The sequence below is a fragment of the Phycicoccus sp. HDW14 genome, assembly GCF_011383005.1.
GTDB lineage: Bacteria > Actinomycetota > Actinomycetes > Actinomycetales > Dermatophilaceae > Phycicoccus.
In genome coordinates, this window is sequence record NZ_CP049935.1 from 132,889 (window position 1) to 153,968 (window position 21,080).

General features: G+C 73.3%; 18 protein-coding genes, 1 tRNA gene and 1 pseudogene. 17 read left to right on the plus strand and 3 right to left on the minus strand.

Annotated features, from left to right (window positions below):
• Positions 1-3 precede the first annotated feature (3 nt).
• Positions 4-498, minus strand: coding sequence for a YajQ family cyclic di-GMP-binding protein (locus G7075_RS00690; protein WP_166117915.1), 495 nt, complete (start codon positions 496-498; stop codon positions 4-6).
• 58 nt (positions 499-556) lie between these two features.
• Here G7075_RS00690 and G7075_RS00695 point away from each other — a divergent pair.
• The 10 genes from G7075_RS00695 (at position 557) to G7075_RS00740 (ending at position 14,155) form a co-directional block, all read left to right on the plus strand.
• Positions 557-637, plus strand: a tRNA-Tyr gene (locus G7075_RS00695).
• Positions 638-753: 116 nt separating this feature from the next.
• Positions 754-2,277: an AAA family ATPase gene (locus G7075_RS20530; protein WP_240918092.1), complete on the plus strand. Its 1,524-nt coding sequence runs from the start codon at positions 754-756 to the stop codon at positions 2,275-2,277.
• Positions 2,259-3,161 carry a tetratricopeptide repeat protein gene (locus G7075_RS20535; RefSeq protein ID WP_166117917.1) on the plus strand — a complete coding sequence of 301 codons (903 nt, stop codon included), beginning with the start codon at positions 2,259-2,261 and terminating at the stop codon, positions 3,159-3,161. Before G7075_RS20530 ends, G7075_RS20535 begins: the two co-directional genes overlap by 19 nt.
• Positions 3,162-3,178: 17 nt before the next feature.
• Entirely contained in the window at positions 3,179-3,346 is a 168-nt protein-coding gene (locus tag G7075_RS20540; RefSeq protein WP_240917794.1) for a helix-turn-helix transcriptional regulator, read from the plus strand.
• Between the two features lie 74 nt (positions 3,347-3,420).
• Positions 3,421-3,669: a DUF4242 domain-containing protein gene (locus G7075_RS00715; RefSeq protein WP_166117918.1), complete on the plus strand. Its 249-nt coding sequence runs from the start codon at positions 3,421-3,423 to the stop codon at positions 3,667-3,669.
• A gap of 1 nt (position 3,670) precedes the next feature.
• Entirely contained in the window at positions 3,671-4,375 is a 705-nt protein-coding gene (locus tag G7075_RS00720) for a hypothetical protein (protein ID WP_166117919.1), read from the plus strand.
• Between the two features lie 50 nt (positions 4,376-4,425).
• Positions 4,426-5,643: an AI-2E family transporter gene (locus G7075_RS00725; RefSeq protein ID WP_166117920.1), complete on the plus strand. Its 1,218-nt coding sequence runs from the start codon at positions 4,426-4,428 to the stop codon at positions 5,641-5,643.
• Positions 5,644-5,710: 67 nt separating this feature from the next.
• Entirely contained in the window at positions 5,711-11,218 is a 5,508-nt protein-coding gene (locus tag G7075_RS00730; RefSeq protein ID WP_166117921.1) for a carboxyl transferase domain-containing protein, read from the plus strand.
• Between the two features lie 111 nt (positions 11,219-11,329).
• Positions 11,330-12,772, plus strand: coding sequence for a DUF222 domain-containing protein (locus tag G7075_RS00735; protein WP_166117922.1), 1,443 nt, complete (start codon positions 11,330-11,332; stop codon positions 12,770-12,772).
• A 744-nt stretch (positions 12,773-13,516) separates the two neighbouring features.
• Positions 13,517-14,155, plus strand: coding sequence for a hypothetical protein (locus G7075_RS00740; RefSeq protein ID WP_166117923.1), 639 nt, complete (start codon positions 13,517-13,519; stop codon positions 14,153-14,155).
• Between the two features lie 361 nt (positions 14,156-14,516).
• Here G7075_RS00740 and G7075_RS22330 read toward each other — a convergent pair whose 3' ends face one another.
• Positions 14,517-14,762 carry a hypothetical protein gene (locus G7075_RS22330; protein WP_371814143.1) on the minus strand — a complete coding sequence of 82 codons (246 nt, stop codon included), beginning with the start codon at positions 14,760-14,762 and terminating at the stop codon, positions 14,517-14,519.
• Positions 14,763-14,819: 57 nt separating this feature from the next.
• Here G7075_RS22330 and G7075_RS22335 point away from each other — a divergent pair.
• Positions 14,820-15,089 (plus strand): annotated as a pseudogene (locus tag G7075_RS22335) (DNA polymerase beta superfamily protein); the annotation flags it as partial.
• A 239-nt stretch (positions 15,090-15,328) separates the two neighbouring features.
• On the opposite strand, the gene G7075_RS00750 reads toward G7075_RS22335, so the two are convergent.
• Positions 15,329-16,444 (minus strand): DNA glycosylase AlkZ-like family protein, encoded by a 1,116-nt coding sequence (locus G7075_RS00750; RefSeq protein ID WP_166117924.1) that lies wholly within the window; start codon positions 16,442-16,444, stop codon positions 15,329-15,331.
• 56 nt (positions 16,445-16,500) lie between these two features.
• On the opposite strand from G7075_RS00750, the gene G7075_RS00755 reads away from it, so the two are divergent.
• Genes G7075_RS00755 through G7075_RS00780 form a run of 6 tightly spaced genes read left to right on the plus strand, consistent with a single transcriptional unit; the run spans position 16,501 to position 21,068 of the window.
• Positions 16,501-17,097: an NTP transferase domain-containing protein gene (locus G7075_RS00755; RefSeq protein WP_166117925.1), complete on the plus strand. Its 597-nt coding sequence runs from the start codon at positions 16,501-16,503 to the stop codon at positions 17,095-17,097.
• Complete coding sequence (locus G7075_RS00760; RefSeq protein ID WP_166117926.1) at positions 17,094-17,468, plus strand: YidH family protein; 375 nt, start codon at positions 17,094-17,096, stop codon at positions 17,466-17,468. Before G7075_RS00755 ends, G7075_RS00760 begins: the two co-directional genes overlap by 4 nt.
• On the plus strand, positions 17,465-17,803 hold the full coding sequence (locus G7075_RS00765; RefSeq protein ID WP_205860587.1) for a DUF202 domain-containing protein: 339 nt from the start codon (positions 17,465-17,467) through the stop codon (positions 17,801-17,803). The genes G7075_RS00760 and G7075_RS00765 overlap by 4 nt, the downstream gene beginning before the upstream one ends.
• Positions 17,804-17,847: 44 nt before the next feature.
• Positions 17,848-18,738 carry a MoxR family ATPase gene (locus G7075_RS00770; RefSeq protein ID WP_166117927.1) on the plus strand — a complete coding sequence of 297 codons (891 nt, stop codon included), beginning with the start codon at positions 17,848-17,850 and terminating at the stop codon, positions 18,736-18,738.
• Positions 18,739-18,754: 16 nt separating this feature from the next.
• Positions 18,755-19,891 carry a VWA domain-containing protein gene (locus G7075_RS00775; RefSeq protein ID WP_166117928.1) on the plus strand — a complete coding sequence of 379 codons (1,137 nt, stop codon included), beginning with the start codon at positions 18,755-18,757 and terminating at the stop codon, positions 19,889-19,891.
• On the plus strand, positions 19,884-21,068 hold the full coding sequence (locus G7075_RS00780; protein ID WP_166117929.1) for an XdhC/CoxI family protein: 1,185 nt from the start codon (positions 19,884-19,886) through the stop codon (positions 21,066-21,068). Before G7075_RS00775 ends, G7075_RS00780 begins: the two co-directional genes overlap by 8 nt.
• Positions 21,069-21,080: the final 12 nt, after the last annotated feature.

Genomic DNA, 21,080 nt, shown 5'->3' on the forward strand with positions numbered 1-21,080 from the left:
GACTCAGCGGCGGTTCGTGAAGTTCAGCGCGATGTCGAGGTCGGCGCCCTTGAGCAGCTGCTGGACGGCCTGGAGGTCGTCGCGCGACTTGCTCGTGACCCGCACCTCGTCGCCCTGGATCTGGGTCTTGACGCTCTTGGGCCCCTCGTCGCGGATCAGCTTCGTGATCTTCTTCGCGTTCTCCGACGAGATGCCCTCCTTGAGCGGGCAGTCGAGCTTGTACTCCTTGCCCGACAGGCGCGGCCCGGCCTCCGGGACGTCGAGGTGCTTGAGCGAGACGCCGCGCTTGACCAGCCAGGTCTGCACGACGTCGAGGACGGCCTTGCAGCGCTCCTCGCTGTTGGCCTCCATCGCGATGACCTCGCCGGAGAGCTTCACCGAGGCGCCGACGCCCTTGAAGTCGTAGCGGTTCGAGATCTCCTTGGCCGCGGTGTTCACGGCGTTGGCGATCTCCTGCTTGTCGTAGGTGCTGACGATGTCGAAGCTGCTGTCCGCCACGGGTCCTCCAGTCGATTCGGTGGGTCGGGTCCGGCTTGCTATCCTTCCATGCGCACCAGGCAGGTTGCCCGAGCGGCCAATGGGAGCGGACTGTAAATCCGTCGCGAAAGCTTCGAAGGTTCGAATCCTTCACCTGCCACCCGTGCGAAGGGCCCCCCGACCGCAGCCTCGCTGCCCGGGGGCCCTTCCGCTGCCCGGGCCTGCCGGACGCTGACTCCGGCCGCCCGCCGGACGTAGCATCGGGACGTGACGCTCATGGAGCGCGACGAGCAGCTGAGGTCGGCGGCCGGGTACCTCGAGGAGGCCTCGGCCGGACACGGGCGCCTCGCGTACGTCGCGGGTGAGGCGGGCATCGGCAAGACGTCGTACGTCGCGCAGGTGCTCGCCGACGCGCGCGGGTCGGCCCGGGCCGTGGTCGGCAGCTGCGACGGGGCCGCCACCCCGGCACCGCTCGGGCCCCTCGTCGAGATGCTCCCCGCACTGCCGGACCACGTCTGGCCGCCGGGCGCGACGCGTCAGGACGTCTTCGCGCGGCTGGTGGCGGTGTTGCGGGACCCGCCCGGGCGCCGGCCGTACCTCCTCGTCGTCGAGGACGCCCACTGGGCCGACGAGGCGACCCTGAACCTGGTGCGGCACGTCGCCCGCCGCATCCACGACTGCCACGCGCTGGTGCTCGTGACCTACCGGCCCGAGGACTCCGCCGCCAACGGGCTGCGGCTCCTCCTCGGCGAGACCGCTTCGGCCGTCGGCACCCGGCGCATCGACCTTCCCGCCCTGACCCCCTCCGCCGTCGAGGCCTTGGCGGCGCACCACGCCGCCGCCCGTCCCGGGCTGGCGGCGGTCGACGCGGACCGGCTGTACGAGGTGACCGGGGGCAACGCGTTCTTCGTCACCGAGGCGCTCTCCGCCGACACCGACGAGGTGCCCGAGACCGTGCGCGACGCCGTCCTGGCCAGGGTCGCGCGGCTGGCCGCTCCCGCGCGGCGCGCCCTCGAGGTCGTCGCGCTGGCGGGGACCCACCCGCGGGTCGAGCTGGTCGCCGAGCTCCTCGCGGACGGTCTCGACGCGATCGACGAGCCGGTCCGGCGGGGCCTGCTGCGCCAGGTCGACGGCGACGTCACGTTCCGGCACGAGCTGGCCCGCCTCGCCGTGCTCGGCGAGGTCCCGGTGGGTCGCGGCGTCCACCTCCACCGGCGGCTCCTGGCCGCTCTCGAGTCGCGGGGCGCCGACCCCGCGGTCCTGGCCCACCACGCCGACGGCGCGCGCCTCGCCGACGCCGTGCTCCGGCACGCCCCGGTGGCCGCGGTGCGGGCGGGCGAGCTCGGGGCCCATCGGGAGGCCGTGCGGCAGTACCGACGCGCGCTCGAGTACGCCGACCGGCTCGCGGACCCGGCCCGGGCGGAGCTGCACTGGTCGATGGGCTACGAGTGCTACCTCACCGAGCGCATCGAGGAGGCCATCGTCCACACCCGGGAGGCCCTGGACATCTGGGAGGCGTCGGGCGAGACGGTGCGGGTCGGGGACGCCTGGCGGTGCCTGTCCCGGCTCAGCTGGTTCGCGGGTCGTGGCGAGGACGCCGAGCGGCAGGCGGACGTCGCCATCGACCTGCTCGACGGCAGCCCGTCGGTCGAGCTCGCCATGGCGTACAGCAACCGCGCGCAGCTGCGGATGCTGGCGAGCGACCTCGCCGGCACCCGCACCTGGGGGCACACCACGCTCGAGGTCCTCGCGGGGTCCCGGAGGGGCCGCGCCGGGACGAGGTGCGCGTCCACGCCCTGAACAACCTCGGCACGATGGAGGTCACCGCGGGCGACCTCGGCACCGGGCAGGGGCTGCTGCTCGAGAGCCTGGAGGGGGCGCGGACCGCCGGCCTGCACGAGCACGCGGCACGGGCCTACTGCAACCTCGCCTCGGCGGCGGTGGTCCAGCGCCGGCACCCGGAGGCGAGGCGCTACCTCGACGAGGGCATCGAGTACTGCGTCGACCGCGACCTCGACTCGTGGACCGCCTACCTCGAGGGCATCCTCTGCCGGTTCCTGCTCGACCGCGGTGACACCCAGGCGGCCTGCACCCGCGCGGAGGCCCTGCTGCGGCGCGAGGACCTGGCCGCCATCGACGCCATCGAGCCGGTCATCGTGCTGGCCCACGCGCACGCGCGGCGTGGCGACCCCCGCGCTGCCGGCCACCTTGCCCGGGCCCACGCGCTCGCCGCAGGGATGGGGGAGGTGCAGCGCGTGGCCCCCGCCGCGGCCGCGCAGAGCGAGGCGGCCTGGGTCGCCGGGGACCCCGCCGGGTCCGCCGCCGCCGCGGCCGCGGCATGGCCGGCGGCGGTGGGCGCCGACTGCCCCTGGAACCGCGGGTCCGTCGCCACGTGGCTGTCGCCCGAGGTCGAGGTGGAGACGGGCTCGCTGGCGCCGCCGTACGCCGCCGAGCGGGAAGGACGCTGGGCGGAGGCTGCCGCCCTGTGGGACGGGCTCGGGTGTCCCTTCGAGCGGGCCCTGGCCCTGGCCCGCAGCGGTGAGCGGTCGGCCCTGACCGACGCCGTCCGGGGGTTCGACCGGCTCGGCGCCACCGGGGCGGCCGCGCGCGCCCGCGCGATGCTGCGGGCCGGGGGTGGCCCGCGCCCCGGTCGCCGCGCGGCGCTCCCCACGCGCACGGGCTGACGGCGCGCGAGGTCGAGGTGCTCGCCCTCGTCTGCGAGGGGCTGACCGACGCCGGGGTCGCCGAGCGGCTCCAGATCTCCCGGCGGACCGCCGAGCACCACGTCGCCTCGATCCTCGCGAAGGTGGGTGCGGGCTCCCGCCGTGAGCTGGTCGGCGTGGGTAGCCGTGCGCCGCAGGATGGGTAGCCGCCACCGATGAGGTGTGCTGCCCGCGGCGGTTACACCTGAGGGACCACAACCTCAGGGAAGGACCCACCACCATGCCGCTCTTCATGGACGTCCACAGCCTCGGCGACGGAGTGACGCTCACCGACGTGGCGAAGGCCCACGCGGCCGACCTGGCCATCCAGGGTGCCCACGACGTGAGCTACCTGCGCTACTGGGTCGACGAGGACAGAGGGCAGATCTTCTGCCTCGTCCAGGCACCCGACGCCGAGGCCGCCGCCACCGTGCACCGCGAGGCCCACGGTCTGGTCGCCGACGAGATCTACCGGGTGGAGGAGGGCTGACATGGCATCGACCCACGGGCTGGGTCGCCGCGGCCTGGGTCTCGTCCTCGGCTGCGCCCTCCTCGGCACCGGCGGCTGCGCGACCGGCCCGGGACCCGCGGCCGGACCCGCGGCCGAGGGGGTCAGCGGGACCGTCCACGAGCGCTCGCACGCCGACGACAGGCTCGAGCGGAACCACTACCTCGCGACCCGGTCCGGGGGAGCACCCGCGCACGACGGGCACGGTGGGTCGGTCACCCGCACCGCCCGGGCCGGCGCGCAGCTGGCCACCGCGGCCTTCCAGGACGTGCGGGCTGCGGAGGCCGCCGGGTGGAAGAGCAGCCTGACGACGTTGGGGTGCTTCCAGGATCCGGAGCGCGGCGGGATGGGGGTCCACTACGTCAACGACGCCCTGCTCGACGACACCGTCGACATCCGGCGGCCCGAGGCGCTCGTGTACGAGCTCGGCCGCGGCGGGCGGGTGACGGGGCTGGTGGCCCACGAGTACATCGTGCCGCTCGAGGCGTGGCACCGGTCCTCGCCCCCGCGACTGTTCGGGGTGGCCTTCCACCGGCACCCCAGCCTGCCGCTGTACGTGCTGCACGCGTGGCTGTGGAAGGACAACGTCCGCGGCGACCTCGAGGACTGGAACCCCGCCGTGCGCCTCTGCCCCTCGGGCGTCAAGATCTTCGGGCAGGACCAGCCCTCCGACGGCCACCACTCCTGAGGCCGCGTCGCGGCGGCCGACCCCGCGTCGGCCCCCTAGCATCGGTGCGCATGAGCGACTCCACGGCCGTTGCGACCGCGCCCGAGGGCATCCTCGACCCCGGCCAGCGCGGGCAGCGCCGCCGCACCCTGGCCGTCGTCGGGGTGCTGCTCGGGGTCGCGGTGCTGGGCTTCGTCCTGTGGCGCGGCAGCTCGATGGTCTTCTACGTCGTCATGAGCTGGTTCGTCGCGCTCGCGATGGAGCCGGCCGTCGCGCGCCTCACCCGCTGGATGCCGCGCGCGGCCGCCACGGCCACCGTGATGCTGTCGCTGCTGCTCGGCATCGGCGCGTTCCTCTGGCTCTTCGGCAGCCTGCTCGTCGACCAGCTGACCGCCCTCGTCACGGCCGTCCCGGGCATCGCCTCCGACGTGCTCGAGCAGGTCAACCGGGCGACGGGGTCCGAGTACACCTACGACAACCTGCTCGAGCAGGCCGGGATCTCGCCCTCGGACCTCAGCGGCTACGCCCAGAACGTCGCCTTCGGCGTCCTCGGCTTCCTCACCGCGCTGCTCGGGGCGTTCTTCGGCATCTTCGTCGTCGCGTTCTTCGTCTTCTACATCTCGGTCGGGATGCCCCGGCTGCGGCTGTGGCTCGCGGGCCGGATGTCACCGCGCGTCCAGGTGCCGTTCCTCACGGCCTGGGACCTCGCGAAGGTCAAGGTCGGCAACTACATCGCCGCCCGCGTCGTGCTCGCCGCGGTGAACGCCGCCGCGAGCAGCGTCGCGTTCTTCCTCCTCGACCTGCCGTACTGGCTGGCCCTCGCGCTGTGGACGGGACTGGTCGCCCAGTTCATCCCGAACATCGGCACCTACGTCTCGATCGCGCTGCCGGTCCTCGTGGGGCTCACCTCCGGCGACCCGTGGCTCGGGCTGTGGGTCCTCGTCTACGGCATCGCCTACCAGCAGGTCGAGAACCTCACCATCGAGCCGCGGATCTCGGCCAAGGCCGTCGACGTCCACCCGGCGGTGTCGTTCGGGGCGGCGCTGCTCGGCGCCCAGCTGTTCGGGCTCTCCGGGGCGCTGATGGGCGTGCCGCTCGCCGCGACCATCATGGCGATGCTCGAGATCTACCAGCGCCGCCACGAGGTGAGCGCCGAGACCGAGGAGCGGGTCGCCGCCCTCGTCGCGCCACGGGTCGACCCCGAGGCCGAGGAGCCCGAGCTGCCCGCGCTCGCCGAGGCCCGGGCCGCCCGGCATGAGGCCGACGGCGCCGACGACCGCGAGCGCTGAGGCCGCGCCCCGCCCGGTCACTGCGCATTACTCGCGAGTCACCGGAGTTCGGTGGCAGGCTCGGCGCATGTTCTCGCGGATCGCCGTCGTCAACCGGGGAGAGGCCGCGATGCGGCTGGTCCACGCCGTGCGTGACCTCAATGCCGGACGCGCGCCGGGGGAACCGCGAACGGAGGTCGTCGCCCTGCACACCGAGGGTGAGCGGTCGGCGATGTTCGTCCGCGAGTCCGACGTCGCCTACGACCTCGGCCCCGCGTCCGCCCGCCCGTACCTCGACCTCGAGCGGCTGCGCACCGCCCTGCTCGAGACCCGCGCCGACGCGGTCTGGGTCGGCTGGGGCTTCGTCGCCGAGGACCCCGCCTTCGCCGAGCTGTGCCGCGAGATCGGGGTGGCCTTCATCGGCCCGAGCCCCGAGGCGATGCGCAGGCTGGGCGACAAGATCGGCTCCAAGCTCATCGCCGAGGAGGTCGGGGTGCCGGTGGCCCCGTGGAGCCGGGGCGGCGTCGACACCCTCGAGGAGGCGGTCGCGGCGGCGGGGCGCATCGGCTACCCCCTGATGCTCAAGGCGACGGCCGGCGGCGGCGGGCGCGGGATCCGGATGGTCGCGTCGGACGCCGACCTCGAGGACGCCTACCAGCGCACCCGCGAGGAGGCCGAGCGCGCGTTCGGCTCGGGCGTGGTCTTCCTCGAGAAGCTCGTCACCGGGGCGCGGCACGTCGAGGTCCAGGTCATCGCCGACGGGCAGGGCACCGCCTGGGCCATCGGGGTGCGCGACTGCTCGGTGCAGCGCCGCAACCAGAAGGTCATCGAGGAGTCGGCCTCGCCCGTGCTCGACGCCGACCAGGCGCGTGAGCTCAAGGAGGCCGCCGAGCGGCTGGCCGTCGCCGTCGACTACGCGGGCGCCGGCACGGTCGAGTTCCTGTACCACCCGGGCGACCGGTTCTTCGCGTTCCTCGAGGTCAACACCCGCCTGCAGGTCGAGCACCCGATCACCGAGGTCGTCACCCGCACCGACCTCGTCCGGCTGCAGATCCACGTCGCCGAGGGCGGCCGGCTCGAGGGCGAGCGACCCGCCGAGCTCGGGCACGCCGTCGAGGCCCGGCTCAACGCCGAGGACCCCGACCGCGACTTCGCACCCTCGCCCGGTCGCATCGCCCACCTCGAGCTGCCCGCAGGCCCGGGTATCCGGGTCGACACCGGTGTGGCGGAGGGTGACTCGATCCCCGCCGACTTCGACTCGATGATCGCCAAGGTCATCGCGTTCGGTCGCGACCGGGACGAGGCACTGGCCCGGCTGCGGCGCGCGATGCGCGAGACGACCGTCGTCATCGAGGGCGGCTCGACGAACAAGTCCTTCATCCTCGACCTGCTCGACCAGCCCGAGGTGGTCGACGGCAGCGCCGACACGGGATGGATCGACCGGGTGCGCGGCGAGGGCCGGCTGGTCGCCAGCGAGCACTCCGGCGTGGCGCTGGTCGCCGCCGGCATCGAGGCCTACCTCGACGCCGAGGCCATCGAGCGGGCCCGCCTCCTGGAGACCGCACGGGGCGGCCGCCCGCAGGCGCAGCACGACGTCGGTCGCGCGGTCGACCTCAAGCTGCGCGGAACCGCCTACAAGGTCACTGTCTTCCGCACCGGGCCGTCGCGGTACCGGGTCACCGTCGCCGAGGCGTCGGGTGCGACGCACACGGTCGACGCCGACCTCGAGCGGGTCGGGCCGTACGCCAGCCGCGTGCGGGTGGCCGGACGCGTTCACCGTCTCGTCACGGCCGCCCACGGCCCTGTGCAGCTCGTCGAGGTCGACGGCGTCACGCACCGCGTCAGCCGTGACGAGGGTGGCGTGCTGCGTTCTCCCGCACCGGCCCTCGTTGTCGCCACCCCCGTCGCCGTCGGCGGGGAGGTGGCCGCGGGAGCCCCGGTGCTCGTCCTCGAGTCGATGAAGATGGAGACGGTCCTGCCGGCGCCGTTCGCGGCCCGGGTCAAGGAGCTGCTCGTCGCCACGGGCAGCCAGGTCGAGACCGGCGCCGCGCTGGTGCGCCTCGAACCGCTGGGCGACGCCGCCGAGGTGGCCGCCGAGACCGGTGGGGGCGCCGACCTCGACCTTCCCGACGCCCCGGACGAGTCCGACGCCGCCGAGCGCGCCGCCCGGGCGCGCGCCGACCTGTCGGCGATGCTCCTCGGCTACGACCTCGACCCGGCCCACGAGAGCCGGGCGCTCGAGGGCTACCTCGCGGCCCGTGACGAGCTGGCCGGCAGCGGCGCGCCCGTCGTCGCCGACGAGCTCTCGCTGCTCGAGGTCTTCGCCGACCTCGCCGAGCTCGGGCGCAACCGCCCGGTGGGTCAGGAGGCCCACGTCGAGAACCGGGTGCACAGCCCGCGCGAGCACTTCCGGACCTTCCTGCAGACCCTCGACCCCGAGCGCGGCGCGCTGCCCGCCGACTTCGTCGGACGCCTCGAGCGGGTGCTGCGGCACTACGGCGTCGACTCCCTCGACCGCACCGCCGACCTCGAGGGCGCCGTCTTCCGCGTCTTCCTCTCCCAACAGCGCTCGACCCCCGAGGTGCAGATGGCCACCTCGCTGCTCCAGCGCTGGCTCGCCGAGCCGGCCCCGCAGGGCGAGGCGTCCGCGGCGGCGCACGACCTGCTCGACCGGCTCGTCGTCGCCACCCAGCTGCGCTTCCCGATCGTCGGCGACCTGGCCCGCAGCGTCCGCTTCCGCTGGTTCGACCAGCCCCTCGTCGACGCCGACCGGCGTTCGGTGCTGGGTTCCGTCGGAACGGAGCTGGAGCAGATCGACGCGATGGCCCCGGGTGCCGAGCGCACCGCCCGGGTCGACGCGCTGGCCGCCATCCCCGAGCGCATCGTGCGCTTCCTCGGCGAGCGGCTGCGCACCGGCGTCGCCGCCCGCGAGCCGATGCTCGAGGTCCTCGTCAAGCGCCACTACCGCGGCTACGAGCTGTCCGGGCTCGCCGAGTCGACCGAGGACGGGCGCGCCGTCGCGGTCGCCGACTACGTCCTCGACGAGCGCGCCACCCACCTCGTCAGCACCGTCGGCACGGTCGACGAGCTGTCGGCGGGGTCCGCGCTCGCGGGTCTGCTCGAGCGGCTGGTCGCCGCCCGGGCCGAGGGCCAGGACGCGGTGGTCGACCTCTACGTGCACTGGCCCGACCTGCCGTCCGACCCCGAGGCCGCGTCGGCCGAGCTCGCGACGCGGGTCGCCGCCCTGCCCTTCGCGCACGCCTGCCGCCGGGTGGCCGTCGGCGTCGTCCCCGACGACCAGCGCGAGGTCGGCTACTTCACCTACCGCCCGCAGCCCGACGGCACCGTCGTCGAGGACACCCCGGTCCGCGGCGTGCACCCGATGGTCGGGCGCCGGCTGAACCTCTGGCGGCTGCGCGACTTCGGGCTGACCCGGCTCGAGGCCCCCGAGGACGTCCTGCTGCTCCACGCGGTCGCGCACGACAACCCGCAGGACCAGCGGCTCGTCGCGCTGGCCCAGGTCCGCCAGCTCGTCGTCGTCCGTGACGACGACGGCAAGGTCACCGCGCTGCCGCACGTCGAACGGGCGCTGGCCAACTGCCTCGAGGCGGTGCGGCGGGCCCGCCAGACCCTCGGCGGCGGCGCGCGGCTCGACATGAACCACGTGTGGCTGCACATCTGGCCGCCGGTCGACGGCGACCTCGACCAGCTGACCGCGCTCCAGGGCAAGGTCGCGCCGATGACGGCCGGCGCGGGCATCGAGGAGGTGCGGATCGAGGGCGAGATCGCCGGTGACAACGGCCACACCGTCCCCATCTGCGCGCGCTTCACGTACCAGCCGGGGTCGGGCGTCACCTTCACGGTCGAGCAGCCGCCGACCGAGCGCCTCGCGCCGCTGGACTCGTACGCGGAGAAGGTGGTTCGCGCCCGACGTCGTGGCCTCGTGTACCCGTACGAGCTGGTGTCGATGATCGCCGGCGGTGGCGGTGAGGCCGTCGAGCACGACCTCGACGAGTCCGGGCGGCTCGTCCCCGTCGACCGTCCCTACGGGCAGAACACCTCCGGGATGATCTGCGGCGTCGTCACCACGCCGACGCCCCTCCACCCCGAGGGCGTCACGCGCGTCCTGCTGTGCGGCGACCCGCTGCGCGCCCTCGGCGCGGTCGCGGAGGCCGAGTGCCGGCGGGTCATCGCGGCTCTCGACCTCGCCGAGGAGCGCGGTCTGCCCGTCGAGTGGTTCGCGCTCTCGGCCGGCGCGCGCATCTCGATGGACTCCGGCACGGAGAACATGGACTGGGTCGCCAAGGCGCTCAAGCGGATCATCGAGTTCACCCAGGCGGGGCACGAGATCAACGTCGTCGTGGCCGGCATCAACGTCGGGGCGCAGCCGTACTGGAACGCCGAGGCGACGATGCTCATGCACACGAAGGGCATCCTCGTCATGACGCCCGACTCGGCGATGGTCCTCACCGGCAAGCAGTCGCTCGACTTCTCCGGCGGCGTCTCGGCGGAGGACAACTTCGGCATCGGCGGCTACGACCGCGTGATGGGCCCGAACGGGCAGGCGCAGTACTGGGCCAAGGACCTCGTCGACGCCTACGGGATCCTGTTGTCGCACTACGAGTCCAGCTGGGTGGCGCCGGGGGAGGCCGGCCCGCGCCGGGCACCGACCACCGACCCCGTTGACCGCGACGTGTCGGTGTACCCGCACGTGCTGGAGGGCAGTGACTTCACGAAGGTCGGCGACATCTTCTCGCCGGCGACCAACCCGGACCGCAAGAAGGCCTTCGACATCCGCACCGTGATGCGGGCCGTCGCCGACCAGGACCACGCGACGCTCGAGCGCTGGGCCGGCATGGCCGACGCCGAGACGGCCGTTGTGCTCGACGCGCGCATCGGCGGGATCTCGGTGGCGCTGTTGGGGATCGAGTCGCAGAACGTGGCGCGCCGCGGCTTCCCGCCCACCGACGGTCCGGACACCTACACGGCCGGGACGCTGTTCCCGCGGTCCTCGAAGAAGGCCGCGCGGTTCATCAACGCGGCCTCGGGCAACCGCCCGCTCGTCGTCCTGGCCAACCTCTCCGGCTTCGACGGCTCACCCGAGTCGATGCGCAGCCTCCAGCTCGAGTACGGCGCCGAGATCGGCCGGGCCATCGTCAACTTCGAGGGCCCGATCGTCTTCGTCGTCGTGTCCCGGTACCACGGTGGCGCCTTCGTCGTCTTCTCCAAGGCCCTCAACGACCGGATGACGGTGCTGGCCATCGAGGGGTCCTTCGCCTCGGTCATCGGTGGCGCCCCGGCCGCGGCGGTCGTGTTCGCCCGCGACGTCGACGCCCGGACGGCCGCCGACCCGCGGGTGAGCGACCTCGAGGCGCGGGTGCGCGAGGCATCGGCTGCCGAGCGGCCGGTGCTGGCCACCGAGCTGGCCACGGTGCGCCAGGCCGTGCGCTCGGAGATGCTCGGCAAGGTCGCCTCGGAGTTCGACCGGGTGCACGACATCCACCGCGCGGTCGAGGTCGGGTCGGTCGACGCCGTCATCGCCCCCGAGGAGCTGCGGCCGCGCATCATCGCGGCCCTGGAGGCCGAGCTCGGCTGAGCGTGGCTGACTGCCGGGTTGCTCCAAATGTCGGAGCAAACCGTCTGCGGTACAGCGGAATTGACCCTCGCAAACCATTGTCGGTCGTACGGGTGTTCGGTAGGATGAGGCATGGACAGGGGGACGATCAGCAGCCGCATCGCGGCACTGCGCGAGGAGTGCGCGCAGCTGGGTCGTGAGCTCGCCGAGTCCGGTCGCTCGCTGTCCGCGGAGGAGGCCTTCGAGGTCGCCGGCGAGCTGCAGGGTCTGGCGAACGCGGCGGATGGAGCGGTCGCTGTGGCGGGTGCGTGGGGTGCTCGGGTGGAGACGACGATGCGGTCGGGGTCGTGGAAGCGGGTGCATCCGGTGGGGTTCGTGGATGCGATGGCGCCGACGGAGATGTCGTTGGCGTGTGGGCTGACCGAGGGGGTGGCGGGGCGGAAGGCGGCGTTGGGTGCGGTGCTCGGTGAGCGGTTCCCGATGACTCGTGACCTGCTCCTGTCCGGTGACCTCGCCGCCGTCAACGCCCAGAAGGTCGTCGACGCCTGCGCCGGGCTGGATGTCGAGGCGTGTGCGCGGGTGGATGCCGAGCTCGCGCCGCGGCTGCCGGTGATGGACCCGGCGCGGGTGATGTCGGAGGCCCGTCGAGTGGCCACACGAGTGGCCGCGGACCAGGTCGCCGCGCACGTGGCCTTGCGGAAGCGGGGTCGGTGCGTGGAGGTCCGGCCCGGGGAGGACGGGTTGACCGACTGGTTCGCCTCCCTACCGACGGCGACGTCGGCGGCGATGTGGTCGGCCGTTGAGAAGCTGGCGGGTGAGTACCGGGCGGTCGACGACACGCTGACGGTGCGGGAGTCGTGCGCGGATGCCCTGACCGATCTGGTGCTGCGGAACGTGACCGTGTCCGCGCAGGTCACCCTCGGCGTGCCCGTGGTGACCGACCGTCCGGCACCGGAGGCTGCTGCTGGGGAACGCTTCCGGGTGGAGTGGGACGACGACGAGACGATCATCGACGTGAGCACGGGTGCGGAGGTCCGCTACGGCGACCTCGACCCCGCCTCCCGTGAAGCCCTCTCCTGGGTGACCGAGCCAGAGTTCGACCCCAGTGACCGGGCCGTGGTGCTGGCCGAGGTGTCGCCCGGGTTTGCGGTCTCCGGGACCCACCTGCCGAACCTCGGCTGGGTCGAGGCCGCCACCCTCGCGAATCTCCTCAAGCTCCTCCCGATGGACGTCGCCCGAGCTGTCCTCGACGCCGACACCGGCACCTTGGCCTCAGTCACCAGCACCGCGTACCGCCCACCCAAGGCGATCGCCGACTTCGTGAAGACCCGCGACGGCACCTGCCGGATGTGGGGCTGCACCAGACCTGCGTTGGCGTGCGATCTCGACCACGTGCGCGCGTGGCCCGACGGCGCCACCACCCCGACCTGCCTGGAGTGTCTGCGCCGACGGCATCACCGCTTCAAGCAACAAGCCCGCTGGCGACCCGTCCTCGCCCCCGACGGCACCATCACCTGGCACGGCCCCAACGGCCGGACCCGCAGCACCGAACCCCAGCACCGCCTCGCCGTCTGAGTGCGCGGGCGCCTCACCGATCCATCCGCATCTGCCGAATTGAGGGTGTCTGCCCGAAAGGTGGCAGACGGTCGTCAACCGCGGAGATCGAGAGCCGTCTGCCACCCTTCGCGCGCGATCACGGGAAGGAACCGGACAAACCGGCGTCATGGCACCGGTTTCCCCGGCCGCTGGCTCCGCCGAGTAGTCCAGCGCTCATGCCGCTAGGCGCACGATGGCCCGCGTGTCGGTGCCAGGCTCTTGAAGCCGGCACCGCGCGCGCCTGGCCTCCCTACACTCGGCGGGTGGAAGGCTTTGGGCTCGACTTCCGAGTGAACTGGGTCAGCGTGCTGATCTTCGCTGTCGTAGCCATCGTCACGGCGTACATCGCGCAACGCGCCTCAGGCGGTTGGTCACGACCGTGGATGGGACTGAAACCGCTGTGGTGGTTCGGACTCATCTTTCTAGTGCCCTGGATCGGGCTGCCGATCCTGGGAGTCCAGCTCTTTCGGCACCGCCGCAGGACCGTCGTACCGGACGGCCAAGCATCTTCTGAGTAGGGCGTCTGGCTGACCGAGCACAACGTCTGGACGTCCGCTCATGCCGCGGATCGCGGGCGTCGCGATCATGCCGATGAGCGGCCGATGGGTTGGCGTCAGTCGTGAGAGGGGCCGGTCTGCTCCGACCAGCAGGCGACGGCGCGGTGAGTTCCGGTGGATCACGTGAACGAAGGTGGGCGGCCCGTGCCACTTCTAGAGTGACTGGGTGGACACGAGCGCAATGGGGGCCAAGGACGTCGAGCGGATGCGTGAGGCCGTCCAGCGGTTCATCCGCGCCTTCGACACCTGGCTTACGACGCAACGCGTGCAATCCGATCCGCGGCGGTCGGGGCGCCGGCCGACCGTGGTGACGAATGAGGTCAGCCCTGCCGAGGAGGTGGTGAGGCTGGCCGAGGATGTCCGGCGATGGGCTGCCGAGGCGGCAGACGCCGTAGCTCTGGTCGGGGAGTACATGACGCCGCAGCACGACCCTGGTTTCAACGCCGTCCGCGAGTGGGAGTCGATGCATCAACGAGGAACGCTGATCGAGCCGATGGACGTGGAGGCAGTGCTCCACGGCACAGATGAGCGGCTCAAGCTCGTCGATGCGAGGGTCCGATCGGGGAGGATGCTCTTCCCGGTCGAGGACCCTTCAGTCCTTCACCCGCTCGTGTGGAACTCTCGCGTCGCGGCTAGGTGGCTGCTCTCCGAGTACCAGCGGGTTCCCGAGGAGGCCGCCGGGGAGCTCCACTATCAATGGGCCAGAAGGTTCGGATTCCCGAAGTACCCCGACGGGGAGGGGTTCTGGGGGTCGCTCTTGTCCGACGCACCCAGTCATGCTGGACAGCCCCGGCTACGTGTCTAGGGCGACCCAGAGCACAGCGGCCCCGAAGCCCAGGCTCTGCTGCGAAACGAGCTCATGGAAGAACACCGGCGAGCCGTGGACCTGAGAGCAGGATTGCTGACGGCGTCGGTTGCTGAGACAGCGGCCCTTGTCGCGAAGTGGTCCTCGCTGGCGCACCAACTACAGAGGTGCCGGGTCGAGACCTGAGGGCGCCACAACGTCCCCTTCGTGGCGTGAGTCAGGGGATCGGCTGTCCTCCTCCTTCTCCTCCTCCTCTGCCCGCTCATACCGCGTTGGGTGAAGAGATATGCGTCGTCCGTGACTCGTGGGCGCCGCACGGTTCGGTGCCATGACAACGGCTACCGAGATCCACGGGGACACATCACTGCCGCACGGGTTCGGCCACCCGCACGCCTCTGAGGAAGCTCGGGCGATCGCCCAGGCGGGCATGATCCTGCGAGTCCAGGTTGGGTCCGGCATCCATGGCACGTCCATCAGCGGGCAGGACGACCGCGACGAGATGGGAATCTGCCTCGAACCCGCTCGCTTCGTGACCTGACTGGCCCGCGTCCCACGGGGCATCGACGCCGGCAACGCCGAGGTCGAGTTCGAGCAGTACCAGCGGCACACGGTCTGGGACAGGCCAGGGGGCCTGGCGAACCGCTCCGGTGCGGCGGACCTCGACGTGGTCATCTACTCGGCACGCAAGTGGTGCCGGCTGGCGCTCGCCGGCAACCCCACGGTTCTGCTCGCGCTGTTCGTCCCGGACGAGGAAGTCGTCTACCGCAACCGGTTCGGCGCCGAGCTGGTCGACAACGCTCACCGTTTCGTCTCCAAGCTCGCAGCCGGACGCTTCCTGGGCTACCTGCAGTCGCAGCGCGACGCGATGACCGGCGCCGTCGGAGCCCACACCAACCGCCCCGAGCTCGTCGCCGTGCACGGCTACGACACGAAGTTCGCAATGCACGCGCTGCGGCTCGGCGTCCAGGGCGTCGACCTCCTCACCACGGGCCGGATCGGGCATGCGTCGACGGTTGGCTGCACCGCTCACACCTGGCCTACTGGTCCGACTGACGCGACCTCCTCACCACCGCCGATGCCGCTGGGGGTGAAGGAGCCGCGGGCCACATCGGGCGCCGACCCGCAGCTTCCGGCGACTCGACCGACACCGAGCGGTCACCGTCGCGCACGCGGTCAGGACCGTCGGTCCCTGCCCTGGGGCACGACGTCCACGCCGAGCATCGAGGCCAGCGACCGCAGCTCGCGCTCGACGCCGGCGACGGCGGCCTTCGGCGGGTCCTCGTCCCAGTGCACGGCGTGCACCCGCAGCACGCCCGCCGCGAGGTCGGTCTGGGCATCGACCTTGCCGAGCAGCCGGTCGCCGTGCAGCACCGGCAGCGCGAAGTAGCCCCAACGCCGTTGCGCGGCAGGCTTGTACATCTCGAGCTGGTAGTCGAACTCGAAGAGCTCGGCCATCCGCTTGCGGTCGAGGACCAGTCGGTCGAGGGGCGAGAGCAGCGCCGTGCGCCCCGAGAACGGCTCGTCGAGGGCCGCGGGGTCGACCCGCCACCGCCCTCGCACGCCCTCGACGACCGCCTCGACACCCGCGTCGCCGACGTGGTTCGGCTCGCCCGGCGGGAAGGTGACCCGGGCCCGCGCGATGCCGAGGGCCGCGAGGCGCCGGCGGTCGCGCTCGGCCTCGGCCTCCTCGTACGGCACGGTCGGCCCGTCGGGGTACACCCGCGACGCGAGGTCCCAGTTGCGCTCCCGGTTCTCGCGCGACGACACGGCCACCTCGCCGCGCTGCTCCATCATGTCGAGCATCCGCTGCACGTTCTTGCTGTTGGTCCACCCCGACGAGCGCCACGGCACGACGCAGGTGTCCGGGAGGTCGCGCGCCGGCATCGGCCCCTCGGACCGCAGGCGGACGAGGATGTCCTCGCGGCAGGCCCGGTTGTCCTCGACCCAGGCCTCGAGCTCGCGCCGCCAGCTGCTGAGCGGCTCGACACCCGGCCACGCCGCCATCTCCGCGCGGAAGAGCGCGACGTCCTCCGCCGGCCGGAGGTACCCGAGGAGCTCGACGAGGGCCCGGGACTCGAGGAGGTCATCGAGGGCAGCGGGGGAGTACGCGGACCCGAGCCGGCTCCAGAGCACCAGGTCGGCGTTGACGGCGACGTGGGCGGTGAGGTCCATCTGCACCAGCCCGAGGTGGCGCACGACCTCGAGCACGTCGGTCGGCCGCTCCTTCGCGAGCAGCTGGGCGCGCACCGCGACCCTCCGGGCGTCACGACGGGAGAGCTCGATGGGCATGTCGCGACCGTAACCGGAGATGCGGACGGGCCGCGTCCGCATGGCAGGGTGGAGGCGTGACCACGGTCGGCCTGCTGCTCGCCGCCGGCGCCGGGCGCCGCATGGGCGGACCCAAGGCGCTCGTGCGTCCCGACCCCGCCGGGCCCACGCTCCTCGAGACCGCCCTGGGCCGGCTGTCCGCCGCCGGCCTCGAGCGGGTCGTCGTCGTGCTCGGGGCCGCCGCCGTAGAGACCCTGCCCCTCGCCCTCTCGCTGCACGCCGAGGCCGTCGTCGCCGACGACTGGGAGGAGGGGATGGGCGCCTCGCTGCGGGCCGGGCTGGCGCACCTCGACACCGACCCGGAGGCCACGGTCGACGCCGCGCTCGTCACCCTCGTCGACCTGCTCGACGTGCGGGCCGACGTCCACCGCCGGGTCATCGCGGCCGGGGGTGACGGCCCGGACGCCCTCGCCCGTGCCACCTACGACGGCGTCGCCGGGCACCCGGTGCTCCTCGGCCGCCACCACTGGGCCGAGGTCGTGCGCACCGCGCACGGCGACCGCGGCGCCCGCGACCACCTCGCCGCCCACCCGCCCCGGCTCGTCGAGTGCGGCGACCTCGCGAGCGGCCGCGACGCCGACACCCCCGAGGCCCTGCACCGGGAGGCGCCGTGACCCCCGCCCGCCGCCGGCCCCGCTCCGTCTACGACCACGGCACCGACCCCGACCCTCGCTTCTCGCTGGCCAACGAGCGCACCTTCCTGGCGTGGACCCGCACGGCTCTCGCCCTCCTGGCCGGCGCCGCCGCCCTCGACGCCCTCGACCTCCCGCTGCCCGGCACCCTCCAGTCGGTGCTCGGTGCGCTGCTGGCCGCCGCCGGCACCGTCGTGGCCGCCACGGCGTGGTGGAACTGGGCGCGCGTCGAACGGGCGATGCGCGAAGGCACTCCGCTGCCCGGCAACCCGGCCATGGTCGTCGTCCTCGTGGCCGTGGGGCTGGCCGGGCTCGCCCTGGCCGTGTCGAGCATCGTCCGGGCCGTCACGTGAGAGAGCCGGTCGCCCGCGACCCCGGGATGCAGCAGGAGCGCACGACCCTGGCGTGGCGCCGCACCGGGCTGGCCCTGCTCGTCGGTGCGCTCGGCGTCGGACGGCTGACCCTCGACACGGTCGGCCCGGCCGTCGTCCTGCCGACCGTTCTGCTCGCTGCCCTCGCGGCCTACGTCGTCGCGGAAACCCTGCGGCACAGCCGGGTCGGGGAGACGCATGCCGACGAGCCCGGGTACTCCGTGATGCGCGACGGGCGCCTGGTCGCGGCCGTCTCGCTCGTGGTCGTGGCCCTCGGCGCTGGGGTGCTCGTCGTGTCCGTCGCCGCGATCGTGTGACCGTCGTCCTTCCGTGAGGGGCCGTCGTGGGTGATGCTGTCGCCATGGACCCCCGGACGACGTTCGCCTCGGCCACCGACCTCGCGAGTGCACTGGGGGGCACCGGCTACCTCGCCGACGACGCACTCTCCACCGTCACGTGGCTCTCCCTGCGGCTGGGCCGCCCTCTGCTCATGGAGGGCGAGCCGGGCACCGGGAAGACCGCCCTGGCCGAGGCGCTCGCCGAGACGATGGACCTCCCGCTCATCCGGCTCCAGTGCTACGAGGGCATCGACGCCAGCCAGGCCCTGTACGACTGGGACTTCCCCCGGCAGATCCTCCACGTGCGTGCGCTCGAGGCCGTCGAGGGCGGGGCACAGGACGTCCGAGAGCTCGAGGAGGACCTCTTCGACGAGCGCTTCCTGCTCTCCCGGCCGGTCCTGCGGGCGCTGCGGGAGGCGCCGGCCGTCCTGCTCGTCGACGAGGTCGACCGGGCGGACGACGAGTTCGAGGCCTTCCTCCTCGAGGTGCTCTCGACGTGGCAGGTGACCATCCCCGAGCTCGGCCCGATCGTGGCCGCCACCCCGCCGGTCGTCATCCTCACGTCGAACCGCACCCGCGAGCTCCACGACGCCCTGAAGCGCCGCTGCCTCTACCACTGGCTGGAGCACCCCGGCATCGAGCGCGAGCTGGCCATCGTCCGCACGCGGGCTCCAGAGGTGCCGGAAGCCCTTGCGGCACAGGTTGTCCGGGCCGTCCACGCCATCCGTGGTGATCGCGAGATGCTCAAGCCCCCCGGTGTCGCCGAGACGCTCGACTGGGCCCGCGCGCTCCACGAGCTCGGTACCCGCACCCTCGACACCGAGACGGCCGCGGCCACGCTCGGCGTCGCGGTCAAGTACCGCGAGGACGCCGAGCGCGTGAAGAAGGCCCTCGACGAGATGCTCACGCCGTGAGCCGGCGGGCCCGGCGATGAGCATCGCCCAGCACCGCATCGACGTGCGCGAGCACGTGCGGTCGCCCGAGGAGGTGCTCGTCGGCTTCGCGCGGACCCTGCGGGCGGCCGGGGTCAACGTCACCGCCGACCGCGAGCGCACGTACCTCGAGGCAGTCGCCGCCGTCGGCCTCGACGACCCGGGCGGGGTCTACCACGCGGGCCGGGCGACCCTCTGCTCCTCGCCGGCCGACCTCGAGCGCCACGACACGGTCTTCGCGGAGTGGTTCGGCGGCACCCGCGCCGGGTCCAGGCAGCGCGACGCGCTCCCCGTGATGACGCCGCGCGCGTCGCTCACCGGTGAGGAGCCGCCCGGCAGCGGTGGGGTGGAGGACCCCGACGCCGTCCACGCCCGGGCCAGCGCGACCGAGGTCCTGCGCCAGCGGGACGTCGCGACCCTCAGCCGCCGGGAACGCGAGGAGCTGGCCCGCCTCTACGGGGCCCTGCGCCCTCGGGCCCCGCGGCGCCGCGCCCACCGTCGCGAAGCCGCCCGCCGCGGCCGCGTCGACGCCCACCGCACCCTGCGCGCGATGCTCCGCCGGATGGGGGAGCCCGGCGAGGTCGCGTGGCGCCGCCGGAGCACCCGGGCCCGCCGGGTGGTCCTCCTCGTCGACGTCTCGGGGTCGATGAGCGCCTACGCCGACGCCCTGATCCGGCTGTGCCACACCTACTGCGTCGCCGGCGTGCCGACCGAGGTCTTCACCCTCGGCACGCGGCTCACCCACATCACGCGGCCTCTCCACCAGCGCGACGTCGACCGGGCGATCGTCGCGGCCGGCCACGCGATCCCCGACTGGTCCGGTGGCACCCGACTTGCCGAGGGGCTCAAGGTCTTCCTCGACCGCTGGGGACGGCGGGGCATGGCCCGTGGCGCCGTCGTCGTCATCTTCAGCGACGGCTGGGAGCGGGACGCGCCCGAGGCCCTCGGCGAGCAGGTGCGCCGCCTCTCGGCCGTCGCCCACCGGGTGGTCTGGGTCAACCCGCACCGGGGCAGGGCGGGCTACGAACCCGTGCAGGGAGGCATCATGGCCGTGCTGCCACACGTCGACGACTTCGTCGCCGGCCACTCGATGGCGGCCTTCGAGCAACTCGTGGAGGTGGTCGCGCGTGCGTGACGTCCTGGACCAGCTGATGGGGTGGTGGCGTGCCGGCGAGACCGTCGGCGTCGGCACCGTCGTGGCCACGTTCCGTTCCGCCCCGCGCCCCGCCGGCGCCTCGATGCTCGTCGGGCCCGGCGGTGAGGCCGTCGGGTCGGTGTCCGGGGGGTGCGTCGAGGGCGCGGTGTACGAGCTCTCGGAGTCGGTCGTCGGCGACGGCACCCCCGTGCTGCAGCGCTACGGCGTCTCCGACGACGACGCCTTCGCGGTGGGCCTGACCTGTGGCGGCATCCTCGACGTCTTCGTCGAGCCGGTGTCGCAGACGACCTTCCCCGAGCTGGGCGCCGTGGCCGACGACGTCGAGGCCGGTCGCCCGGTCGCCGTCGCGACGGTCATCGAGCACCCCGACCCGGCCTGGCTCGGCCGGCGCCTGGTCGTCCGCCCCGAGGGGGCCGAGGGGGCCGACGGGGCCCCGACGGGCTCGCTCGGGTCGCCCCGGGCCGACGCCGCCGTCACCGACGACGCGCGCGGCCTGCTGGCCGCCGGGCGCACCGAGACGCTCGGGTACGGCCCCGACGGCGAGCGGCGTGGCGAGGGGATGCGGGTCTTCGTCTCCGCGTTCGCCCCCCGGCCGCGGATGCTCGTCTTCGGCGCGATCGACTTCGCCGCGGCCGTGGCCCACGTCGGCACCTTCCTCGGCTACCGCGTCACCGTCTGCGACGCGCGGCCGGTGTTCGCGACGAACACCCGGTTCCCCGCCGCCGACGAGGTGGTCGTCGAGTGGCCGCACAAGTACCTCGCGGCCGAGGTGGAGGCGGGCCGCACCGACGGACGCACCGTCGTCTGCGTCCTCACGCACGACCCCAAGTTCGACGTGCCCGTCCTCGAGGTCGCGCTGCGGATGCCCGAGGTCGCCTACGTCGGCGCGATGGGCAGCCGGCGCACGCACGACGACCGGCTGGAGCGGCTGCGCGAGGCCGGGGTCACCGACGCCGAGCTGGCCCGCTTCTCCAGCCCCATCGGGCTCGACCTCGGTGCCCGCACCCCCGAGGAGACGGCGGTCTCCATCGCCGCGGAGATCGTCGCGCTGCAGTGGGGCGGCGGCGGTGAGCGGCTCCAGCACCGCGACGGGCCCATCCACCACCACGCCGAGGCCGCACTCGCCGACGCAGATGCGGAGGATTCGCGCGTCTGAGTCCGCACCTGC